Origin of the sequence: Mycobacterium sp. BK086 (genome assembly GCA_004362315.1) — a bacterium.
In the GTDB taxonomy this organism is placed as follows: domain Bacteria; phylum Actinomycetota; class Actinomycetes; order Mycobacteriales; family Mycobacteriaceae; genus Mycobacterium.
On record SNWL01000005.1, the window covers coordinates 460,616 to 481,676 of the forward strand.

At 66.4% G+C, this 21,061-nt stretch carries 17 protein-coding genes; 8 read left to right on the forward strand and 9 right to left on the reverse strand.

Annotation, left to right across the window (positions count from 1 at the left end):
• The first annotated feature begins 61 nt into the window (after positions 1 to 61).
• On the forward strand, positions 62 to 1,345 hold the full coding sequence (locus EV580_RS18625) for an HNH endonuclease signature motif containing protein (protein WP_133692676.1): 1,284 nt from the start codon (positions 62 to 64) through the stop codon (positions 1,343 to 1,345).
• Here EV580_RS18625 and EV580_RS18630 read toward each other — a convergent pair.
• Genes EV580_RS18630 through EV580_RS18640 form a run of 3 tightly spaced genes read right to left on the reverse strand, consistent with a single transcriptional unit; the run spans position 1,342 to position 4,895 of the window.
• Entirely contained in the window at positions 1,342 to 2,802 is a 1,461-nt protein-coding gene (locus tag EV580_RS18630) for an FAD-dependent oxidoreductase (protein WP_133692677.1), read from the reverse strand. The two genes, EV580_RS18625 and EV580_RS18630, sit on opposite strands and share 4 nt — an antisense overlap.
• A gap of 1 nt (position 2,803) precedes the next feature.
• The gene (gene bphC, locus EV580_RS18635) at positions 2,804 to 3,712 is read right to left on the reverse strand and encodes a biphenyl-2,3-diol 1,2-dioxygenase (protein WP_166654766.1); all 909 of its coding nucleotides are present in this window, start codon (positions 3,710 to 3,712) and stop codon (positions 2,804 to 2,806) included.
• A gap of 1 nt (position 3,713) precedes the next feature.
• On the reverse strand, positions 3,714 to 4,895 hold the full coding sequence (locus tag EV580_RS18640) for an acyl-CoA dehydrogenase family protein (protein WP_133692678.1): 1,182 nt from the start codon (positions 4,893 to 4,895) through the stop codon (positions 3,714 to 3,716).
• A 119-nt stretch (positions 4,896 to 5,014) separates the two neighbouring features.
• Between EV580_RS18640 and EV580_RS18645 the strand changes: the two genes are divergently transcribed.
• Positions 5,015 to 6,616, forward strand: a complete 1,602-nt coding sequence (locus EV580_RS18645; protein ID WP_133692679.1) for a flavin-containing monooxygenase — start codon at positions 5,015 to 5,017, stop codon at positions 6,614 to 6,616.
• 5 nt (positions 6,617 to 6,621) lie between these two features.
• Here the strand turns inward: EV580_RS18645 and EV580_RS18650 are convergent, their stop codons facing one another.
• Positions 6,622 to 7,476, reverse strand: coding sequence for an alpha/beta fold hydrolase (locus EV580_RS18650; protein WP_370581613.1), 855 nt, complete (start codon positions 7,474 to 7,476; stop codon positions 6,622 to 6,624).
• 169 nt (positions 7,477 to 7,645) lie between these two features.
• Here EV580_RS18650 and EV580_RS18655 point away from each other — a divergent pair, with 169 nt between their 5' ends.
• From EV580_RS18655 to lhgD, 3 genes are read left to right on the forward strand one after another with little or no spacing between them, the layout of a single operon-like run.
• Positions 7,646 to 9,823, forward strand: a complete 2,178-nt coding sequence (locus EV580_RS18655) for an adenylate/guanylate cyclase domain-containing protein (RefSeq protein WP_133692681.1) — start codon at positions 7,646 to 7,648, stop codon at positions 9,821 to 9,823.
• Positions 9,823 to 11,238, forward strand: a complete 1,416-nt coding sequence (locus EV580_RS18660; protein WP_133692682.1) for a mechanosensitive ion channel domain-containing protein — start codon at positions 9,823 to 9,825, stop codon at positions 11,236 to 11,238. The genes EV580_RS18655 and EV580_RS18660 overlap by 1 nt, the downstream gene beginning before the upstream one ends.
• Before the next feature lie 5 nt (positions 11,239 to 11,243).
• Complete coding sequence (lhgD, locus tag EV580_RS18665; protein WP_133692683.1) at positions 11,244 to 12,446, forward strand: L-2-hydroxyglutarate dehydrogenase; 1,203 nt, start codon at positions 11,244 to 11,246, stop codon at positions 12,444 to 12,446.
• A gap of 1 nt (position 12,447) precedes the next feature.
• Here the strand turns inward: lhgD and EV580_RS18670 are convergent, their stop codons facing one another.
• The 3 genes from EV580_RS18670 to EV580_RS18680 are packed head-to-tail and all read right to left on the reverse strand — an operon-like array spanning position 12,448 to position 15,423.
• Positions 12,448 to 13,758, reverse strand: a complete 1,311-nt coding sequence (locus tag EV580_RS18670) for a DUF1214 domain-containing protein (protein ID WP_133692684.1) — start codon at positions 13,756 to 13,758, stop codon at positions 12,448 to 12,450.
• Entirely contained in the window at positions 13,748 to 14,902 is a 1,155-nt protein-coding gene (locus EV580_RS18675) for a sulfotransferase family protein (RefSeq protein WP_133692685.1), read from the reverse strand. The genes EV580_RS18670 and EV580_RS18675 overlap by 11 nt, the downstream gene beginning before the upstream one ends.
• A gap of 53 nt (positions 14,903 to 14,955) precedes the next feature.
• Positions 14,956 to 15,423 (reverse strand): MarR family winged helix-turn-helix transcriptional regulator, encoded by a 468-nt coding sequence (locus EV580_RS18680; protein WP_133692686.1) that lies wholly within the window; start codon positions 15,421 to 15,423, stop codon positions 14,956 to 14,958.
• 99 nt (positions 15,424 to 15,522) lie between these two features.
• Between EV580_RS18680 and EV580_RS18685 the strand changes: the two genes are divergently transcribed.
• Positions 15,523 to 16,389, forward strand: coding sequence for an EamA family transporter (locus EV580_RS18685; protein WP_370629545.1), 867 nt, complete (start codon positions 15,523 to 15,525; stop codon positions 16,387 to 16,389).
• A 10-nt stretch (positions 16,390 to 16,399) separates the two neighbouring features.
• Here EV580_RS18685 and EV580_RS18690 read toward each other — a convergent pair whose 3' ends face one another.
• Positions 16,400 to 17,848 carry an MFS transporter gene (locus EV580_RS18690; protein ID WP_133692688.1) on the reverse strand — a complete coding sequence of 483 codons (1,449 nt, stop codon included), beginning with the start codon at positions 17,846 to 17,848 and terminating at the stop codon, positions 16,400 to 16,402.
• Between the two features lie 65 nt (positions 17,849 to 17,913).
• On the opposite strand from EV580_RS18690, the gene EV580_RS18695 reads away from it, so the two are divergent.
• Entirely contained in the window at positions 17,914 to 18,729 is an 816-nt protein-coding gene (locus EV580_RS18695; protein WP_133692689.1) for an acyl-CoA thioesterase domain-containing protein, read from the forward strand.
• Position 18,730: 1 nt separating this feature from the next.
• Here EV580_RS18695 and EV580_RS18700 read toward each other — a convergent pair whose 3' ends face one another.
• On the reverse strand, positions 18,731 to 19,882 hold the full coding sequence (locus tag EV580_RS18700) for a DmpA family aminopeptidase (RefSeq protein WP_133692690.1): 1,152 nt from the start codon (positions 19,880 to 19,882) through the stop codon (positions 18,731 to 18,733).
• A gap of 328 nt (positions 19,883 to 20,210) precedes the next feature.
• On the opposite strand from EV580_RS18700, the gene EV580_RS18705 reads away from it, so the two are divergent.
• Positions 20,211 to 21,059 carry a sulfurtransferase gene (locus tag EV580_RS18705; RefSeq protein WP_133692691.1) on the forward strand — a complete coding sequence of 283 codons (849 nt, stop codon included), beginning with the start codon at positions 20,211 to 20,213 and terminating at the stop codon, positions 21,057 to 21,059.
• The last annotated feature ends 2 nt before the right edge of the window (positions 21,060 to 21,061 follow it).

Genomic DNA, 21,061 nt, shown 5'->3' on the forward strand with positions numbered 1-21,061 from the left:
CAGCCTGGGGTTCATCAACAGGCAGCCGGTTTTTGTCGGTGGCCGGGCATAGTGTTTGGGCATGACTTCGATCGTGGCGGCGTTGGATGCGCTCGACGCCGCTGTCGAACTACTGGGCGCCGCTGATATCCAGGAGTTGCCCGCACCGCAGCGGTTCGCGGCGATCGAACGGCTGGAAAACGCGGTCCGCTGCCAGGTCGCGATCTCCCATGAACAGCTCACCAACCGCGAGCGCTACGAGGGCTGCCCGCCGATTCCGATGGTGTTGGCTGATGTGTTGCGAATCAGTCGCACGGCCGCCAAGCGCCGGGTCCGCGATGCCGAGCAGCTGACCGCGCGCACCACATTGACCGGCGAGCAGCTCCCGCCCTTGTTGCCGGCCACGGGGAAAGCCTGGGCGGCCGGTCACCTCGACGGCGAGCACGTGCGGGTGATCCAGAAGTTCTTCCGAGAGTTGCCCGATCATGTCGGCCCAGCCGAGGTCGACAAGGCCGAACGCGCCCTGGCTGAGCACGCCCAGAGGATGCGGCCCGACCAGCTGGAGAAGGTGGCTGATCGCCTCGCCGTCCATCTCAACCCCGACGGAAAGTTTTCGGACGAGGACCGGGGCCGCAAACGGGGCTTCCAATGGTGCGGCAGCCAACGCCCCGACGGCATGAGTGTCGGGAAACTGATCGCCGATCCACAACTGCGCGCGGAATTGGATGCGTGGTTGGCGAAGTTCGCTGCACCCACCCCCGACGACCTGCGTAGCCATGTCCAGCGCCAGCACGACGCCCTCAAGACATTGGTCCACGAGCGGCTAGGTGATCCGAAACTCGGTCAGCACAACGGGTTACCGGTCACGATGATTGTCACCACCACCCTGCAGGACTTGCAGAAGGGCGCGGGGAAAGCCGTTACCGCGGGCGGCACGTTGATCCCGGTCTCGGATCTGATCCGAATGAACGCTTCCGCCTACAACTATCTGGCAGTGTTCGACGGTGTGACCGGCCGGTCGCTCTGGCTGGGCCGCAGTAAACGCCTGGCCTCGGCGGATCAGCGCATCATGTTGTTGGCGAAATACCGGGGCTGCACTGCACCCGGATGCGCGGTCAACGGCTACAACAGCCAGGTTCATCACGCCGACAAGGACTGGAAACACGGCGGCCACACCGATATCGACGATCTCACCCTGGCATGCCAATGCAACAACCTCATGGTCGAAAACGACGGCTGGACCACCCACCAACTACCCAACGGCCAAACCTATTGGACCCCACCACCTGACGTACCCCTGCGCGGCGGCACCAACGACTACCATCATCCCGAACGGTTTCTGCCGAAAGACGACGAGAAGGACTAAGGCCGGGCAGCCGAGCGACCGGCGCGGCGGCCGTAAAAGCTGCCGTCGCCCAACGAGATTCCGCTCGCGTAGCCCCATGCGGCCAATCCCGCGGTGCAGCGACCGGCTGCGTACAGGCCCGGGATCGGGTCGCCGCTGACGTGCAACACCTCGGCCGAGAGGGTGGTGCGCAACCCGCCGAGGCTGAAACCGCCCGTGCTGTGCCGCAGGTCGATCGCGCCGATGGGACTGCCCAGAGGGCGTAGCCATCGAGCCTTCTTGTGCAGCAACGGATCCTCACCGCGGGCCGCGGCCTCGTTATAGCGCGCCACCGTGTCCTGCAGGCTGCCATAGGGTAGGCCCATCTCGGCCTCGAGCTCGGCCACCGTCTCACACACCCACTTCGGTTTGCGCAGAATCAGTTTGGGTGTCTGCGATGCCAGGGCCTGTTCTTGACCTTCCTCATCGAGGATCAGGAAGGCCTTGTCGTCCTGGTAGTAGAGCGTGTGCTGTCCCACCCGGCCCGGGTAGGTGTCCTCGGCGACGAAGCGCTGCCCGCGCCCGTTGACCAGAATGCCCCGCACCAGCTGCTGCGGATCGACGAAGAAGGCCACCTCGGTGGCATCTGTGTGGGAAAGATCGGCGCCGAGGGCCTGCGCCATCCGAATGCCTTGCCCGTCATGCTGTTCCACCGCGGAAATCGGCCGGCCGGCGATCCGCGGGGTGAAGCGGGCCATCATCGACTCGTTGTAGGCGAAGCTGCCCGTTCCCAACACCACGCCGCGGCGAGCGCGGATGGCGATGTCGGTGCCGTACTGGCGTGCGGTGATACCGACGACCCGGCCGTCGGACTCGACGACGAGGGACTGCACGCGCACGTCGTACTCGGCCCGAACACCAAGTCCTGTCGCGGTTTCCACGAGCGGCTTCATCAGCATGAAGCCAGCACTGGCCTGACCCTGCTTCTTGTTCTGCATCTTCGGTACATGCCCGCGCGGCGCCGGTTCGGCGATGGTGTTGAACGGGTAGGCATCTTCGCCGCCGCTGTACATCAGTCCCTGGTCGCCCAGCGGTTCCCAGCCCGGCTCGTCGAAGAACTCCGGTTTGAACGGCACGCCGCAGTCAACCAGCCAGTTGAAGTGCGCGACGCTGCCTTCGGAGTAGTCGGCAATGCGCTCCCGGTCGGCGCCCGGGCCCATCGCCGCGTTGAGGAAGGCGGCCATATTGTCCGCGGAATCGCTGAAACCGCAGGCTTTTTGCAGGGGAGTGCCGCCACCCAGATAGATGAACCCGCCGGCCAGGGCCGCCGCACCGCCCCAGGCTCCCGCCCGCTCCAGCACCAGAACATCGGCGCCCGCTCGCGCGGCTTCGACCGCCGCGGTCGCACCGGCCACGCCGTAGCCGGCGATCACCACGTCGGCCTCGTGGTCCCAGCTCGTCACCGCGGCGGCGGGGACCGGGCGGACGTCGGTGTTCACGTCAGGGTCGCATGGCTGCCGGCAGGTCGCCGACCCACTTGTGGCCCCAGTAGCTGTCGGCGGTGATTTCCTCAGCGGTGTAACGGCTTTCGTCGACCCGCATGCCACCGGTGCCGAACTCGATATCCCAGTCGCCGGGGGCGCGGACGTAGAACGACACCATCTTGTCGTTGGTGTGCCTGCCCAGCGTGGACGACAGCTGGAATTCCTGGGCGGCGATCCGATCCAAGGCCTCGCCGACCGCGTCGAGGGTGTCTACCTCCACCATCATGTGGATCAGGCCTGGGTCGCGCTGATGCATCGCAGGGGCAATCGCCAGACTGTGATGGCGTTCGTTGAGGCCGAGGAAGCGGATCCGGATCGGGCCGAATTCCTTGGGCAGCGGGACGCGGAACGCACCCCGGGACACGAATCCCAGTACCTCGGTGTAGAACTCGAACAATCCGGGGGCGTCCATGGCCGGCAGCACGACGTGACCGAGGCCTTGATCGCCGGTGACAAACCGGGCGCCGAATGGGGTGACGACGGGGCTGTGGTCGAGGACCGCGCCGTGGAACACCTCCAGATGAGTGCCGGCCGGATCGTCGAACGCGATGACTTCCTCGACGCGCCGGTCGTCGGCCTCGGACTGCGACAGCTGCTTGTACGCCACCCCGGCACCGTCGAGCAGTTCCTTCACCTGCTCCAGTGCCGCGTGGTCACGGACTTCCCAGCCCACGGTCGCGATCCGGTCGCCGTCGCCGGGCACCACGATGATGCGGGCGGCCCGCTCGTCCATCCGCAGATACAGCGCCGCCGGGTCCGGGCCCTTGCCTTCAGCGAATCCCAGGACACCGAAAGCGAATTGGCGCCAGCGATCGATGTCCGCGGTTTGGATGGTGACGTAGCCGAGGCTCTTGAACAGAGCCACGTCAGATCATCGCCCGCAGCGGACCCTGCGGGTCGACACCGAAGGAGCTCAGCGCCGATGCGTGATAGACGGTGCCCGGCACGTGAATGGCGTGCGCCATCCCCGTGTGGGCATCGCGCCAATAACGTTGCAGCGGCTTGTCCATCCGCATGGCGTTACCGCCGGAACGGGCGAAGATCTCGTCCACCGCACTGACCGCACGCCAGACCGCGCGAACCTGGGTGCGACGTCCGGCCGCACGGTCCTCGAACGAGACCTCCTTGCCGGCGTCGACCATGTTGTAGATCCGGTCCACGTTGGCCAGGATCTCCTGGCGGGCGGCGTTGATGTCGGCGGCGGCCTCACCGATCGCGTACATCACGTACGGGTCGTCCTTGATCGCGGTGCCCGCGGCGCTGACCCGCTCACGCTGGTAGTCCAGGTGCGCAGCCAGCGCACCTTCGCAGATGCCGATGGTGGCCGAGGAGATGCCGAGGGGGAACATCGTCGACCACGGCATCAGGTAGAGGGTGTCGGTCATCCCGGCCTCGCGCTGGGCCGTGCCGTCCATGACCTTGAACGCGTCCATCACCCGGTATTCGGGCACGAATGCGTCCTTGACGATGACGTCCTTGGAGCCGGTGCCGCGCAGTCCCACCACGTCCCAGGAATCCTCGACGATGGTGTAGTCCTTGCGGGGCAGGATCATGTGCAGCATCTGCGGCGGCATCTGCACCTTGCCGTCGGCGTCGCTCTTGATGGCGCCGAGGAAGATCCAGTCGCAGTGGTCGGTGCCGGAGCTGAACTGCCAGCGTCCGTTGAAGATGTAGCCGCCGTCGACCGGCCGGGCGATGCCCTGAGGGGCGTAGGGGGAGGCGACCCAGGTGTTGACGTCGTCGGCCCAGATCTCCGCGGCGACCCGGGGGTCGGCGTACGCCAGCTGGTAGGGGTGCACACCCACAACGCCGTTGATCCAGCCGGCGGCGGGGTCCAGTGCGGCAATCGCCATGACGGTCTCGGCGAACTCGCGGGGATGGACCTCGAGGCCGCCGAACTTGGCGGGCTGCAGGAGCCGGATGTGGCCGGCCTCTTTCATGACCTTGACGGTCTGGTCGGTGAGTTTGCCGATCTTCTCGGCCTCAACGGCCTGCTCGCGCAGCTGGTCGGCCAGCTCGTTGGTCTTGTCGAGCACCGAAGCAGTCATCATGCATCCTTGTCCAGGTCTGGGCTGTTGGTTTCATCCTGACGCCGCGAGACGGTCAGTATCGGGCAATGTCCCGATGAGCGGGGCAAGTTAGCGACGCTCGACCTACGCTGCTGGGCATGAGCCTCGACGTGGTGGTGGTCGGCGCCGGCTTCGCCGGGCTCTACGCGCTGCACAAGTTCCGCGAGCAGGGCCTGTCGGTGCGGGTGTTCGAGGCGGCCCCCGACCTGGGCGGCACCTGGTATTTCAACCGGTACCCGGGCGCACGGTGCGATGTCGAAAGCGTCGACTACAGCTACTCGTTCTCCGACGAACTGCAACAGGAATGGACCTGGAGCGAGAAGTACGCCGCGCAGGGTGAGATCCTCGCCTACCTGAATTGGGTTGCCGACCGACTCGACCTGCGCGGCGGGATCACCTTCGACACCCGGGTGGCATCGGCGGTGCTGGACGAGACCACCCTGACCTGGACGGTGACGACCGAGGACGGGCAGACCGTCACCGCACGGTTTGTCGTCATGGCCACCGGGGCGTTGTCGTCGGCCATCACACCGGCATTCGAGGGTCTGGAGAATTTCGGCGGCGAGATCTTTCACACCGCGCACTGGCCGCACGAGGGGGTGGACTTCACCGGCAAGCGGGTCGCGGTCATCGGCACGGGTTCCTCAGGTATCCAATCGATTCCGATCTTCGCCGAGCAAGCCGAGCACCTGTACGTCTTTCAGCGCACCCCCAACTACAGCATCCCGGCGGGCAATGCTCCGCTGACGCCGCAGCAGGTGGCCGAGATCAAGGCCACCTACGCCGAGCGCCGGCGGGTCTCTTTCCGCAGCGGCGGTGGCTCGCCCTACGTCGGCACCACGAAACTGACGTTTGAGGTGTCACCGGAGGAACGCTACGAGGCCTTTGAGAAGCGTTGGCAGCTCGGTGGTGTGCTGTATTCCAAGACCTTCCCCGACCAGCTGACCAATGCCGAGGCCAACGACGAGGCCCGCAGATTCTGGGAGGACAAGATTCGCGCGGTGATCGACGACCCACAGGTCGCCGATCTGCTGATCCCCGACGACCATCCGATCGGATCGAAGCGAATCTGTACCGACTCCAACTACTTTCAGACGTTCAACCGGCCCAACGTGACGTTGATCAGTGTCCGCCGCACGCCGATCGAGTCGATCGACGAGACCGGCATCACCACCTCCGACGCGCATATCGACCTCGATGCGATCATCTTCGCCACCGGATTCGACGCGCTCACAGGCTCATTGGGCAAGATCGACATCGTCGGGCGTGGGGGCGAACTGCTACGCGACGACTGGGCCGACGGGCCGCGCAGTTACCTCGGACTGGGTGACGACGGTTTCCCGAACCTGTTCGTGATCACCGGCCCGGGAGCGCCCGCGGTGCTGGCCAACATGGTGCTGCACGCCGAGTCCCATGTCGACTGGATCGCCGACGCCATCGGTTATCTCGACTCCCGTGGTTACGCCGGCATCGAGGCGACCCCGGAGGCGGTGGAGAACTGGCTCGCCGAACTCACTCAGCGCGCGTCGACCACGTTGTTCCCGCGAGCCAACTCCTGGTACATGGGCGCCAATGTGCCCGGCAAGCCACGGGTTTTCATGCTCTTCATCGGTGGCTTCGGCGCCTACAACGACATCTGTGCCGAGGTCGCCGCCGCCGGCTACAAGGGTTTCGAGCTGCTGAGCCGTCCCGCGGGTTAGTCCCGTCAGTCCCGCTGCAGGAAGCCCATCACGGTGCTCTCGAAAGCCTGCTTGGCCTCGATCATCACCCAGTGCCCGCAGTTGGGGAACACGTGCAGCTCGGCGTTGGAGATGGTGCGCATCGGGATCAGGGCCATGTCCAGCGGGCTGACCCGGTCGTCGCGGCCCCACGTCAGCAGGGTCGGTGCCTTGACCTTGTGCATGGTGGCCCAGGGGAGCGGGAAGTCGGCGTTACGCATCATCTTCGTCATCGCCGCGAACGCGGCCTTGCCGTACATCCGGCGCGCACTCGCCAGAGTCTCGGGGTCGGTGGCCAGCGCCCAGCGCTCCTCGATGAGCTGTTCGGTCACCAGTGCCGGGTCGTAGACCATCGAATTGAGCCAGTCGACAAGGCGCTGCCGGGTGGGATCCTCGGTGAATTCCTGCAGAAGCCGGATGCCCTCACTGGGGCCCGAACTGAAGATGTTCGTGCCGATTCCGCCGATGGTCACCAGCTTGCCGATCCGGTCGGAAAAGTTGATCGCGAAATTGATGCCGACGCCGCCGCCCATCGAGTTGCCGATCACGTCGACCTTGTCCAGGCCCAGGGCGTCGACGAAGGCGGGTACCGCGGCCTGCGCGTCCAGCATCGGGTGGCCGCCGAAATCGTCACTCACCCCGAAACCGGGGAATTCCAGCACCAGGCAGCGGTAGTGCTGCGCGAAGAAGTCCAGGTTGCCGCGGAAATTACGCCAGCCGGTGACGCCGGGGCCGGAGCCGTGCAACAGCAGCAGAACGGGGCCTTCGCCGGCCTCGTGATAGCGCAGAACGCCCTTCTCGGTGGAGATCTCGCGCTGCGTGCCCTCGTAAGTCGTATCCACGGCTGCTATCCGAACATCGCCGCCGTGAGGATGGCAACCAGGGGTTCCGGTGACCGGGTCGCGACATCGATAAATTCACCACCCGCCACAGCAGCCTCATTGGTCACATCGTGCGGTAATCTGCTCCGTGATCCGTGTCTTTCGGATCATGGCGGGCGAAGGGATGCCTATGGCAGAGGTGTCTGAACAAGACGCTGCCGAAACGCCGCGAACCCGCCTGGAGCGTTTCCGTCGTCGTCGGCTGCTCTCGCACGTCAGCATCATGTCCAAGCTGATCCTGATGATGGTGCTGTGCAGCATGCTGGCAGCGGTGGTGATCGGGGGCATCGCCTTCCACGCCGGGCGCGCGTCGATCCGTGAGGCCGTGTTCAGTCGGCTCACCGAGGTCAGGGAGTCGCAGACCCGCGCGCTCACGGGACAGATCACCGACCTGAGAAATTCACTGATCATCTACACCCAGGGCGGCGTCGCCGGAAACGCTCTCGAGGCGTTCACCACCGGATTCGATCAGCTGAACAATGCTCAGGTCAGTCCGGCTCAGTGGCAGAGCATCACCGACTACTACAGCAACACGTTCGTCAAGGACGTCGAGCACTACAGCGGGACGAAGCTCGATGCGAGCGCACTGTTGCCCACGACGCCCGCCGAACGGTACCTGCAGGCGAACTACACGGCGCTGCGCAAGAACGACGACGTCGCAATCACAATCGACGATGCCCACGACGGGAGTCAGTGGTCGGCGGCGAATGCGCGGTACCAGAACTTCTTTCGGGAGATCGTGACGCGCTTCGAGTTCGAGGACGCCTTGCTCATCGACAACCGAGGCAATGTGGTCTACAGCGCCTATAAGGATGTCGACCTCGGGACGAACATCATCGACGGACCCTACGCGGGATCGAAGCTCCACTCGGCGTATCTGAAAGCGATGTCGGCGAACGCCGTCGACTACGTCGGCTTCACCGACTTCGAGCTGTACCAGCCGGCCGAGATGCAGCCGACCGCGTGGATGGTGGCGCCCCTGATCAGGAACGGACGCGCGGAAGGTGTTCTGGCGCTGCAGTTCCCGATCACCAAGATCAACTCGCTGATGACCTTTGACCAGAAATGGCAGGAGTCGGGGATGGGCGACACCGGCGAGACGGTGTTGGGCGGTCCGGACGACCTGATGCGATCGGATTCGCGGCTGTTCCTGGAGAATCCTCAGCAATACAAGACCGACGTCGTCAACGCCGGTACCCCACCGGACGTCGCCGATATGGCGATCCGCCAAGGCGGCACCACACTGATCCAGAAGATGACCTCAGAGGCTACCGTCAACGCCCAGCGGGGCGAGACGGGAACCGTGATCACCAAGGACTATCTCGGCCAGAACACGTTGCAGGCCTACGCGCCCCTGGTGATCAAGGACTCCGACCTGCACTGGTCGATCGTCGCGAAAGTGACCACCGAGGAGGCCTTCGCCCGCGAATCGACCTTCACCAAGACCATGGTTCTGGTGACGACGGGAATCATCTTCCTGGTGTGTCTGCTGGCCATCTATCTGGCGCAGATATTCGTGCGGCCGATCAGACGCCTGGAGGCCGGCGCGCAGCGGATCAGTGCGGGTGACTACAACGTGGCGATCCCGGTCGACACCCGCGATGAGATCGGCGATCTGACAGCGGCATTCAACGAGATGGGCCGCAGCCTGACGGTCAAGGAAGACCTGATCAACCAGCAGCGCAAAGAGAACGACGAATTGCTGCGCTCACTGATGCCGGACGCCCTCGCCGAACGCTACAAGCAGGGCGAGGAGACGATTTCGCTCGAGCATCCCAACGTCACTGTCATCTTCGCCGACATCATGGGGCTCGATCGCCTTCAGGCCGAGCTGGCCCCGGAGGCGTCCCTGACGCTGATCAACGAGCTGATCCGCCAGATCGATGCCGCGGCAGACAGTCTCGGCATGGAAACCGTGCATACCGTTCGCAACGGCTACCTGGCGAGCTGTGGGCTCACCGTTCCGCGGCTGGACAATGTCCGCAGGACAGTGGATTTCGCGCTGGAATGCCAGCAGATCGTCGAGCGGTTCAACAGTGAGAACGGCACGGATCTTCGGGTGCGGGCCGGTATCGACACCGGCGCCGTCAGCAGTGGCCTGCTGGGCCGGCCGTCGGTGGTCTACGACATGTGGGGCGCGGTCGTCAATCTGGCGCATCAGATCAAAGACGGCTCACCGCAACCGGGAATCTACGTCACCTCGAATGTCCACGATGTGCTGCAAGACTCCATGGATTTCGCCGACGCCGGCACGGTCTCGGTTGACGGTGAGGCGCAACCGATCTGGCGACTGTCGGAGCGTCACTGATGGGCGACGTGTTCTTCTCGGCGTGGTTCTACTGGGCGGTGGGCATCGCCTTCGGTCTGCCGCTGGGCCTGGTCGTCCTCACCGAATGGCAACACGCGCTGCAACGCAAGCGAAGCGCGCTGCTGCGGCCGGTGACGATCCTGCGCAACTACCTGCTGCCGCTGGCCGCCCTGTTGCTGTTGATGCTGGAAGCCAATCAGATTCCGGCACAGGCGACGTCGGTGCGGGTGGTCGGCACGCTCGTCGCGTTCGTCATCCTCGTCCTGTTGCTCTCCGGCATCAACGCGGCGCTGTTCCAGAGCGCACCCGACGGTTCCTGGCGCAAACGGATGCCGTCGATCTTCCTCGACGTGCTGCGCTTCGTGCTGATCGCTGTGGGTCTGGCGATGATCTTCGCCTACATCTGGGGCGCGAACGTCAAGGGGCTGTTCACCGCGCTGGGCATCACGTCGATCGTCGTCGGTCTGACGCTGCAGAACTCGGTAGGCCAGATCATCTCCGGGCTGCTGATGCTGTTCGAGCAGCCGTTCAAGATCGGCGACTGGATCGAGACACCACAGGCCAAGGGGCGCGTCGTCGAAGTGAACTGGCGCGCCATCCATCTCGAGACGGGCACCGGGCTGCAGATCACCCCGAACTCCGTGCTGGCCAGTGCCTCGTTCACGAACTTGAGCCGTCCGACGGGCAAGCACACCGCCGAGGTGATCACCGTCTTCGCCAGTGAGGATGCCCCGGACAAGGTGTGCGCCATGCTGACTCGCGTCGCGTCGGAACTTCCGCTGTGCGATCCGGATCGCAGCCCTGGCACGGTGCCGTTCGGTGGTGCGCAATACAAGACGAAAATCCCGCTGACGTCTCCCGCCGAGGACGGCAAGGCGACGGCCATGTTCCGGCGCTGGGTCTGGTATTCCGCGCGGCGGGAAGGGCTGCACCTCGATGAGGCAGACGACAGCTTCTCGAGTCCGGAGCTCGTCGAAGAGGGCATCGTCAAGATCGTCGGCCCGACGTTCCGGTTGAGCCACGACGAGCACCAGGACCTGATCGACCACGCGAGGATTGAGCTCTTCAGCGACGGCGAGATGATCCAGCGAGCCGGCGAGGTGCCGAGCGGGATGATGTTCGTGTTGTCGGGCACGATCCAGATGATGGCGATCCTGGAGGACGGTTCCCAAGTGGTCGCCTGGACACAAGACGAGGGCTCGTTCGTGGGTCAGTCCACGCTGACCCGTCAGCCGGTGCTCGGATCGGCCTACGCCGTCGGTGAGGTTGCGGTGGTCTACGTCGGTCGGGACATGATCGCCGATCTGGTGCAGCGCAATCCGGAGCTGCTCCAGGAGCTGGGCCGCACCATCGACGAGCGCCGCGCGCATGTGCTTCGGGCGATCGACCAGGCCACCGACGCCGACATCGATTGAGCGCCATGGCTTCTCCTGCTGTGCATGACCTGGTGGTCGTCGGGGCGGGTATCGTCGGGCTGGCGGTGGCCAGGGAATGGACCAGGCGTCGCCCGGCCGATTCGGTGATGGTTCTCGAACGCGAGGCGGGGCCTGCACACCACCAGACGGGCCACAACTCGGGGGTGATCCACGGCGGAATCTATTACCAGCCCGGATCGCTCAAGGCTCGGCTGTGCGTCGAGGGTGCCCGGCTGATGTACGAGTACTGCGAACACAACGGCATCAGCCACGAACGGTGCGGCAAGCTGATCGTTGCGGTCTCGCCCGATGAGCTGGGCCGCCTCGGTGACCTGCACGCACGCGGCATCGCCAACGAAGTGCCGGGACTGCGGCGCGTCGGGGCCGAGGAGATCGGCGAGATCGAGCCCAACGCTGTTGGGCTGCAAGCGCTCCACGCACCCAATACCGGCATCGTCGACTATCCCGGGGTGGCACAGGCACTGGTCGACGAGCTGAGCGCGGCGGGCGTGACCGTCCGCTTCGGCACCGATGTCACCGCCATCGACGGTGCGGGCAGTCCGGTGGTCCACACCGCAGACGGACCGGTGCGGGCCCGAACCGTCATCGCGTGCGCGGGCTTGTGGGCCGATCGACTGGCGCGGCGGGCCGGCGCACCGCGCGAGCCGCAGATCGTTCCGTTCCGCGGCGCGTACCTGGGGCTCAGGCCCACCGCGCGGCCCCGGCTGAACGGGATGATCTATCCGGTGCCCAACCCCGAGTTGCCCTTCCTGGGTGTGCACATCACCAAGCACATCACCGGCGATGTGACACTTGGTCCGACTGCGATGATGGTGGGTGCGCGCGACGCATACGCGCTGCGCCGGTTGAGTATTCGGGACTCGTGGGAAACCCTGACCTGGCCCGGTACCTGGCGGGTGGCGCGCCGGTACTGGCGGGTGGGGCTCGATGAGATCCGGATGGCCGCCAGCCGTCGGGCATTCGTCACCGCCGCAGCCCGCTACATGCCCGGCCTCACCGTCGCCGACCTCGACGGCAGCTCGCACGCAGGGGTTCGCGCTCAAGCTGTCGGGCGCGATGGCGCACTGGTCGACGACTTCGTCATCTCCCGGGACGGTCAGATCTCACACGTGCGCAACGCGCCATCGCCGGCAGCCACGTCGGCGTTCGCACTGGCGCGCGAACTGGTCGACCGCGTCACCGGTTAGCTCAGTACTGCCGATACCTGCGCTGGACGTGGGCCTGACGAATCGCGATCTGGGCAGCGCGCTCGTCCGGTGCGACAGTGCGGGTGGTGGCCGGAAGAAGCTCCCGTACGTCGGCGAGTTGCACTGTGCTGACCGTGATCTCGGGTAGTTGCTCGGGGTCTTGAGAATATGTCCAGCGGAAGCTCAGGAAGCCCTTCTGCAACCCGGTGGTGTCCAGCCAGTTCGGCACGCCGGGATCGGCGGCGGCGATGACGTAGCGGACCACACCGTCCTCATCGGGCTCGGCCTGGAAACCGTTGAGGCTGGACTGGTGATTGGCGTAGTCCAGCGACTCACCCCAGAGGTTGCTCAGGTGAAATCCGCTGTAGGCGGGCACGACTGGAACCGTCGCCTCGATCAGCAGTGCCTCGTCGGCGGCGAGGTCGAACACCCCGCCCGAGTAGACGTTGGTGTTCTGGCCGCCACCGGTGGCCAGGTTGGCGCGCGCGGGCGCGTTCAACCCGTTGCGGGGCATGAACGTCACGCCGTCGCCGTTGCGGTCGCCGTGGGCCTCCAGGATGACGTCGTAGAACTCGTTCCAGAATTTCATCTGGCCCTCGACGATCTCCCCGATGCGGCGCATCCGGCCCGCGGCGGCCGGAGCATCGATCGGTGTCGGGTGCCGCCCCTCGTAGCCGACCTGCACGATGTGCAGGTCGGGGCAGACCTCGGTGGCCCAGTCGTGAAACAGGATGCGCACGATCAGGTATCGCGCTGTGCCAGTGCCGTTGTCGGTAACCTTGCGGCCGGACACGAAGTTGCCGTCATACCCCGCGGGTGGCTCGGGAGCGATGAGGATCTCGAACGTGCCGTCGTCGTCGATCTTCAGCTCGTCACTGTCCAGCGACCCGGTGATCATCCGGTGCGCCGGGCTGAGCTCCATCAGGCTGCCCGAGTCGCCGGCATAGGCGGTGTGTGTCTCGAAGATGAGGTACTGCGGTGCTTTCGGCAGCACTCTGCCACGGATCCGGTAGGTCTGGTTGCCGTCGATGGCCGCCGACAGGTACAGCGCGTCGGCGTTGTCGATGGTGGCCTTGTCGGTCGGCTGGATCGCGCGCCGGAAGTACGGGAACGCCGGGTCTTCGAAAAAGGAGCGTTCGATCGCCGCGAACGTGAAGCCGAGCAGATAGCGGTAACCCTCGGCCAGGCCTCGTTCACTGGCCGGGGGAGCGTGCAGTTCCTCGGAGTCGACGGCGTCGCGGGCGCGGTTCAGGGTGGCGATCAGGTCGTCCCAGGCCGCCCGCAGTTCGGCGCCGCCGTGATCAGTTGACACCTGCGTGCTCTCCTTCGCTATCCCACCCGAACTGGTCGAAAAGTGCCGCGAGCCGCAGATGAATCGCTTCGGGTTCGAGGCCGAATTCTTCCAGGCTGTAGCGGTGGGTCGTTTCGTGCCCCTGTCCGCGGGACGCGCTCACGGCTGCGGCGACCTCGGGTGGCATGGTCAGGTCCAGTTCGTCGTACACCCGGGTCATCGTCACCGCCGGCTGCCCGACCAGATCGCGGTAGTCGACGACACAGGAACGGATTTCGGGGTGCCGGGCAAGCACCTCGAGTGGATGACAGTAGGAGTCGAACGACTGATCGGCCAGGATGGCCAGTGATTCCAGGATGAGCCGGTCGTCGCGGCCCTGCAGCGCCCAGCTGGTCTGCAGCATCTTGAGCAGGCTTGGAATCGTCTCGTAGGGATTGCGCATCGGCACAATGAATTTCGCGTCGGGGAAGGTCTCGATGAGCGCTTCGACGCGACCGCAGAACGTCGGATTCTTGCTCAGGTGGGTGCCACCGCCGTTGAGGGCCAGCTGCCTGCGCACACACTCTTTGTAGAAGGTCATCATCCGCCGGCGCTTCCGCTCGCTCCACCGGTCGACGTGGTAGAAGTCCAGCTGGCCGAGATAGGGGAACAGCACGATCCAGAATCCGGACCCCAGCGACCAGGTGAGCAGGAAGTCGTCCTCCTCGGCGGCGAAGAATCCGGTGCGATGCATATCGTTGGTCTCGGCGAAGGTGCGCTCTTCGACCTCATCGATCTTGCGCCGCAACCGTTTTCCGAACAGCGTCTCGTCGGCGCGGAACAACAACCGCAACAACTTCTTCTCCAACAGGGACGGAAAGAACATCTCGTACATCAGGACGACGCTGAACCGTCGATCCTGGGCCATCAGCCGGTGCAGGTAGGTGGTTCCGCTGCGGGCATGCCCGACGGAGAACACCGGCTCGCGGACTTCGGTCCGGCGCAGCGATCCGAACAGCAGGGGATCCAGCGCAAAGCACACCGCGTGGATGGCAACCATCAGCGGAACGCCGACGAGGAACGCCGCAAGCAGTTTTCGGCGCCGGGCCTTGTCGGTCTCGGCGCGCACCAATCGCAGCATCGTGACGTAGTTGCCGACGTCGAAGTAGAACCGCGTGCCGACCATGGTCGAAGGCTAGAAGCGAAAGATTGACAAAGTCAAGCAATTGGCCGGGTTCATCAGTCGTCGATCGGGGTGGTCATCGAGTCGGCGACGAACCGGGTCAAGAACGCAGCGAACTGGTCCAGTTCGGCGCCGGTCCAGCCGGAGAGCGCCCGCTGCAGGTGATCTCTGCGCATGTCTTGCAGCTTTCCGGCCACCCGACGGCCCTGCTTGCTGACCCCGACCAGCGAGACCCGAAGATCGGCCGGGTCGGGCTTGCGGGTCACCAATCCGGCGTCGACAAGGGCGGTCACCTGCCGGGTCGCCATCCCCACGTCCATGTGCGCACCGCGTGCGAGTGCACCCATGGCCTGCGGGCCGTGATCGATCAGAACCCGCAACAGTGCATAGGAGGGCTGGGTCAGGGCGACCCCGGCGGCGGTGGCCTGACGGGCGAACAGAGATCGGCTGCTCGTCAGGCGCACAACTTGGGCCAGTGTTCTGCTGATCGAGTCCAGCGACTCGTCCTTCGGTGAAGAAGTCAACAGCGTCCGTTCCACTGGGTCCGTTTTTCATGGGGCGTCAGCACTGTTGATACCAGCCCGGCGATTCTGCGGCGCGGTGGGTGTCGTTCAATGCCAACCATGACCCGACATCCGGCGCGCGTGGGGGCCGCCCTCGCGGTGGGGTCGATGGTGTCGGTCCAACTCGGCCTCGCGGTCGCGGTCGGGCTGATCGACCGGATCGGGGCCGAAGGTGCCGCCTGGTTGCGCCTGGTGTGGGCCGGCGTCCTGTTTCTGGTGGTGGTGCGTCCGCGTCGGTCCTCCTTCACCCGCTCGACGTTCGGGTTCTGTGTCCTGCTCGGCGTCGTGACCGCGGTGATCAGCATGCTGTTCATGGCCGCGATCGCGCGCATCCCGATGGGGACGGCCAGTGCCCTAGAGTTTCTCGGACCGCTGGGGGTCGCTGTCGTCAGCGGCCGGGGCCGGGGTCGCTGGGTGTGGCCGGCCCTGGCCGCCGTCGGCGTCGTCGCGCTGACTCAGCCGTGGCAGGGCAGCATCGACACCGTCGGGGTGGGATTCGCACTCATCGCCGCGGCCTGCTGGGCGGTCTACATCCTGCTGACCCAGCGAGTCGGCGACCAGGTGAGCGGGCTGCAGGGTCTCGGGGTGTCCATGCCGGTGGCCGCTCTGGTGGCGTCCGTGGCGGTCGGCCCGGTCGTGGTGCCGAGGATGACCCCGGACATGATCCTGATCGGGCTGGGACTGGCGCTGCTGGTGCCTATCGTTCCGTTCACCCTCGAACTGCTCGCACTGCGTCGCCTCAACACCGCGGCGTTCGGGACGTTGATGAGCCTGGAACCCGCGTTGGCGTTGCTGATCGGCTTCCTCGCCCTGCATCAGGAACCCGGCGTCGTCGGCATCGTCGGCATCGGCTTCGTGGTGGTGGCCGGGATCGGGGCGGCGCGCAGCGGCGCGCGCGATATGCCTGCGCCGGTTCAGCCCGGATAGTGCTTGCGGCTCAGCCCCATTCGTGGTTCATCGCACGCGACTGGGTGACATCGTCGGAATCCATCGGCCGCAATGGCGACCGCGTCACCGCGATCAACACCATCGCCGCACCCGCGGTGATCGCACCGAGGGCGAAGATGATCGTGAAACTGCTTTCGGGGGTGTGGCCATGCTGCGACCGGCCCAGCAGTACCGCGACGATCGCGGCGGCGATCGCACTGCCGATCGTCCGCGCGATCGCGTTCATGCTTGTCGCCACGCCGGTTTCGTCGGCGTCCACCTCGCGCACCACCAGGGCGGGCAGCGCGCCGTAGGCCAGGCTGATGTAGGCGTTGGCCAGCACGCCTGCCGCGATCACTTGCCACGGCTGGTCATGCCAGACGGCGAGGAGGACGAACCCGACGATGCCGGTGGCGGCGCCGACGAGCAGGACGGCACGGGCGCCATAGCGGTCGATGTAGCGGCCACTGATCACCGCGGTCAGAAATCCCGCGAGCGCGCCGGGCAGCAGGAACATCACACTGGCGCCCAGCACCGTCGCACCGAACCCGTAGCCGCTGTCCGGGGATGCCTCGACGAAGTCGGTGAGGCCGAGGAACGCGAAATACAGGCCGGTCCCGACCAATACGGTCGCGAGGTTGGTGAGCAGGATCGGCCGGCGCGACAACATCGCCGTCGACACCAATGGTTCGCGGCAGCGACGTTCCCACCACCACCAGATGCCGAGCACAGCCGCCCCGGTGCCCACACACCCGATCGTGCGCGGTGACCCCCAGCCCCAGCCGTTGCCCTGTGTGATCGCCAGCAGTGCCGCGGACAAGCCCAGTGCGAGCCCGGCCGCCCCGGCCCAGTCGACGGTGCCGTCCGTGCTGCGCGGCCGAGTCGGCAGGACCACCACCACGGCGATGATCACCAGCACGGTGAACCCGGTCGTCAGCCAGAACACCCGGTGGTAGCCGGCATCGCCGCGCATCAGCAGACCGGTGACGACCAGGCCCATCCCGCCGCCGAACCCGAGCGATCCCGACAGCACGGCCATGGCCCGCATCAGCCGGTCGGCGGGCAACTCTTCGCGCATGATCGACACCCCGATCGGATACAGGGCGTAGGAGGCGCCCTGCAGCACGCGGGCCAGGATCAGCAGCGGAAGCGACGACGTCAGGGCGGCCAGCAGTGATCCGGCGAGCACCACCGCGAGCACGGCCAACAGCACCCGCTTCTTGCTGTACAGATCGGCCAGCCGACCGATCAGCGGCGTGGTGGCCGCGGCGGCGAGCAGGTTGGCGGTCACCGCCCAGCTGACCTCCACGGGTGAGGCGTGCAGCTGCCGAGAGATCACGCCGAGAACCGGCACCACGCCCGTCTGCAGGACAGCCACGGTCAGCGCGACGACACACAGCGTCGCCACCAGCAGCCCGGGCCTGCGGTACTCGACGCCGCGCGCCTCCAGGTCTGCCACCCGTTGATTATGTCGTCTAAGCACCGCCCGAATGAAACCGGAGTGCGCTGTGCGAGGATGCCCCGATGGCCACCCGACCGGCGCATTTCATATCCGATCCCGACGGCACCTTCCATCCCACGGAGAACGCCCGAAGCCGCTGGGGTGCCGACATGCTCAACGGCCCGGCGGTCGTGGGCCTGGCCGCGTTCAACCTGGAGCAGCGGTTCGGGCTCCCGGAGTTCCTGCCGGCTCGGCTGACCGTCGACCTGTTCAAGGCGGCGAAGCGAGTTCCGACGATCGTGCGCACCCGCCTGGTCCGCGACGGCCACCGGGTGCGCAACGCCGAGGCCGACGTCGTCCAGGGCGACGTGATCGTCGCCCGGGCAACGCTGGTGCAGTATCGCCAGTCCGAGCCGCCGCCCGGCGAGGAGTGGGCCGGCCTGCCCACCTCGTTCACCCCACCGACCGACGCCGATCCCCACGCCTTCGTTATCGGCAGCGATGACGTCGGCTGGAGCCCCGGCGGAGATGTTCACCAGAACACGTCGCGAAAGCGCGTCTACCACAGCCCGATTGACGTGGTGGCCGGCCATGCCATCACCCCCTTCGTCCGGTCGGTGATCGTCGCCGAGGCGACCAGCCTGGTCAGCAATATGGGCACCAAGGGGATCGGCTACATCAACGGCGACCTGACGGTCGCGCTCTGCCGGCTCCCGCGGTCGGCAAGTATTGGCGTAGAGGGTGATTCACACTGGGTGGCGGACGGGATCTCGGTCGGTACCGGCACGCTGTACGACGATGCGGGCCCGTTCGGCACCGGCCTGGTCACCGCGATCGCGAACCCCGCCGCTCAGATCGACTTCAGCGCACCCGATTCGATCCCGAAGTTGAGCGTCTGAGTCACAGCAGCGCGCGCAGCTGGTCGTGCGGCAACGCGGGGGAGCGGTGCCCGTCGCGGCCGACCATGTCGGCATTGACCACCAACGCGTTCAGCACGGCCTCTTCGACGCTGTGCACGACCGCGGTGTAGAGGTCGTCCATCCGGCCCCACGGCAGGAACCGCATCTGGCCGAACTCGTCGTCGCCGGGCTCGCCGATCGGGAAGCGGCTGGCCAGATCCGGCGCATCGGCGGTGGAGAAGGCCAGGAAGATATCGCCGGAGAAGTGGCTGCCGGTGGTGCCGGTGCGTGCCAGGCCCAGCGGTACCCGCCGCGCGAGCGCCTTGCACTGGCCGGGCAGCAGCGGCGCGTCGGTGGCGATCACCGCGATCACCGACCCCGCGCCGGGCGGCGGGCGGTTGAGATCGCGCTCGAACCAGTCACCGTCCAGGGGATTCTCGGCAGCAATGTGCGGCCCGACGTGGTGTCCGGCGACGGTGAGTTCTTGGCGCGCACCGAAATTCGCTTGGACGAAGGCGCCGACGGTGAACGTGTGGCGGCCGTAGCGCACCAGCCGCGACGCGGTGCCGTTGCCGCCCTTGAACTCATAACAGTTCATCCCGGTTCCGCCGCCGACCGAGCCTTCCGGCACCGGCCCGGCCGCGGCGTTGTCCAGGGCGGCCTCGGCGTGTTCGGGGCGGACATGCCCGCCGTTGATGTCGTTGAGGTAGCCGTCCCAGGTTTCCGCACACACGGGCAGCAGCCACTGGCGGGCCAGGACCGGGTCGACCCGGTTGACCCAGGAGATCACGCCGGTGTGGCAGGCGCCGACGGCATGTGTATTCGACAGCAGGACAGGAAGATTGAATGCACCGGACTCTTCGATCCAGGTGGTCCCGGTCATCTCGCCGTTGCCGTTGAGCGAGAACCAGCCTGCCGCGCACGGCGCTCCGAGTCCGGCGCGCCCACGCGGGAGGATTGCCGTGACGCCGGTGCGCACCGGTCCCTGTCCCACCGTCATCGCTCCGTCGCCGCTCACCAGGGTGGTGACGCCGACCTCGACCCCGGCGACGTCGGTGATCGCGTTGAGTGGTCCCGGTTCACCGGGGAGCGGGATGCCGAGGCCGCGGGCACGCGGCCGGCCGTCGGCGGTGAATTCCGCGGGAGACGTCATCGGCCGACCCTACTGTCGGCCGGCATTGCGCTCTACCCCAGAAAGACCACGGACGCCGGGGAAGGTTTTCACGCCTTCCCCAGCGCCGCCTGGCGCTCGCACCACACCCCCCAGTCGTGGTGCGAGCCATCAGGCGATCCCGGTGCCCCCATCGGAATCCGTGTCTCGACTGATGTTGAATGCAAAGCTAGTGGGCTTCCGGCTACCCGCGCACGCGTAGTGCACTACTCGATTTCAGCAATTTCTCAGGTTGACTACCTACGGCAGCGGCGGATCCGTGCCCGGGGCATGATCGTCGGTGGCCGGTACGAAAGCGAACGGAGATCCGATGACGGGGCGTGCGGACGTGTTGATATCGGCCGAGGCGCTGGTCAAACGCCTGGCGGCGGGTGAGCCGGTGACGGTGCTGGACGTGCGCTGGACACTGAGCGAGCCCGACGGGCGCGACGAGTATCTGCGGGGCCATCTGCCCGGCGCGGTGTACGTATCGCTCGACGACGACCTGAGCGATCACACGGTGTCCGGCCGCGGTCGCCACCCGCTGCCCTCGGGGTCCGCGGTGCAGGCCGCGGCCCGCCGGTGGGGCGTCCGCGACGGCGTTCCGGTGGTGGTCTACGACGACTGGAACCGGGCGGGTTCGGCGCGAGCCTGGTGGGTGCTGACGGCGGCCGGGGTGGCCGATGTGCGCATCCTCGATGGCGGCTGGTCCGGGTGGAAGGCCGCCGGTGGCGCCGTCGCGACCGGTCCGGTGGATCCGGCACCGGGCGACGTCACCGTGACGCACGAGGATCTGTACGCCGGTGCGTTGCCGACGCTGACCGCCGACGAAGTCAATCGTCGTCCGCTGCTGGATGCCCGGGCGCCCGAACGCTTCCGCGGTGACGTCGAACCGGTCGACCCGGTCGCGGGACACATCCCCGGCGCCCGGAATCTGCCCAGCACCGTGCTTCTCGGCGGCGACGACACATTCGTCGCAGCCGGCGCGGTGGACGCGCTGCTGACCGAGCGCGGAATCGAGGCCGGCGACCCGATCGGCGTCTACTGCGGGTCCGGGATCACAGCCGCCGTCGCCGTCGCCGCACTGACGGCAGCAGGCCGCGACGCCGCACTGTTCCCGGGTTCCTGGTCGCAGTGGAGTTCAGACCCGGACCGGCCTGTCGCCCGCGGCGAGCAGTGACG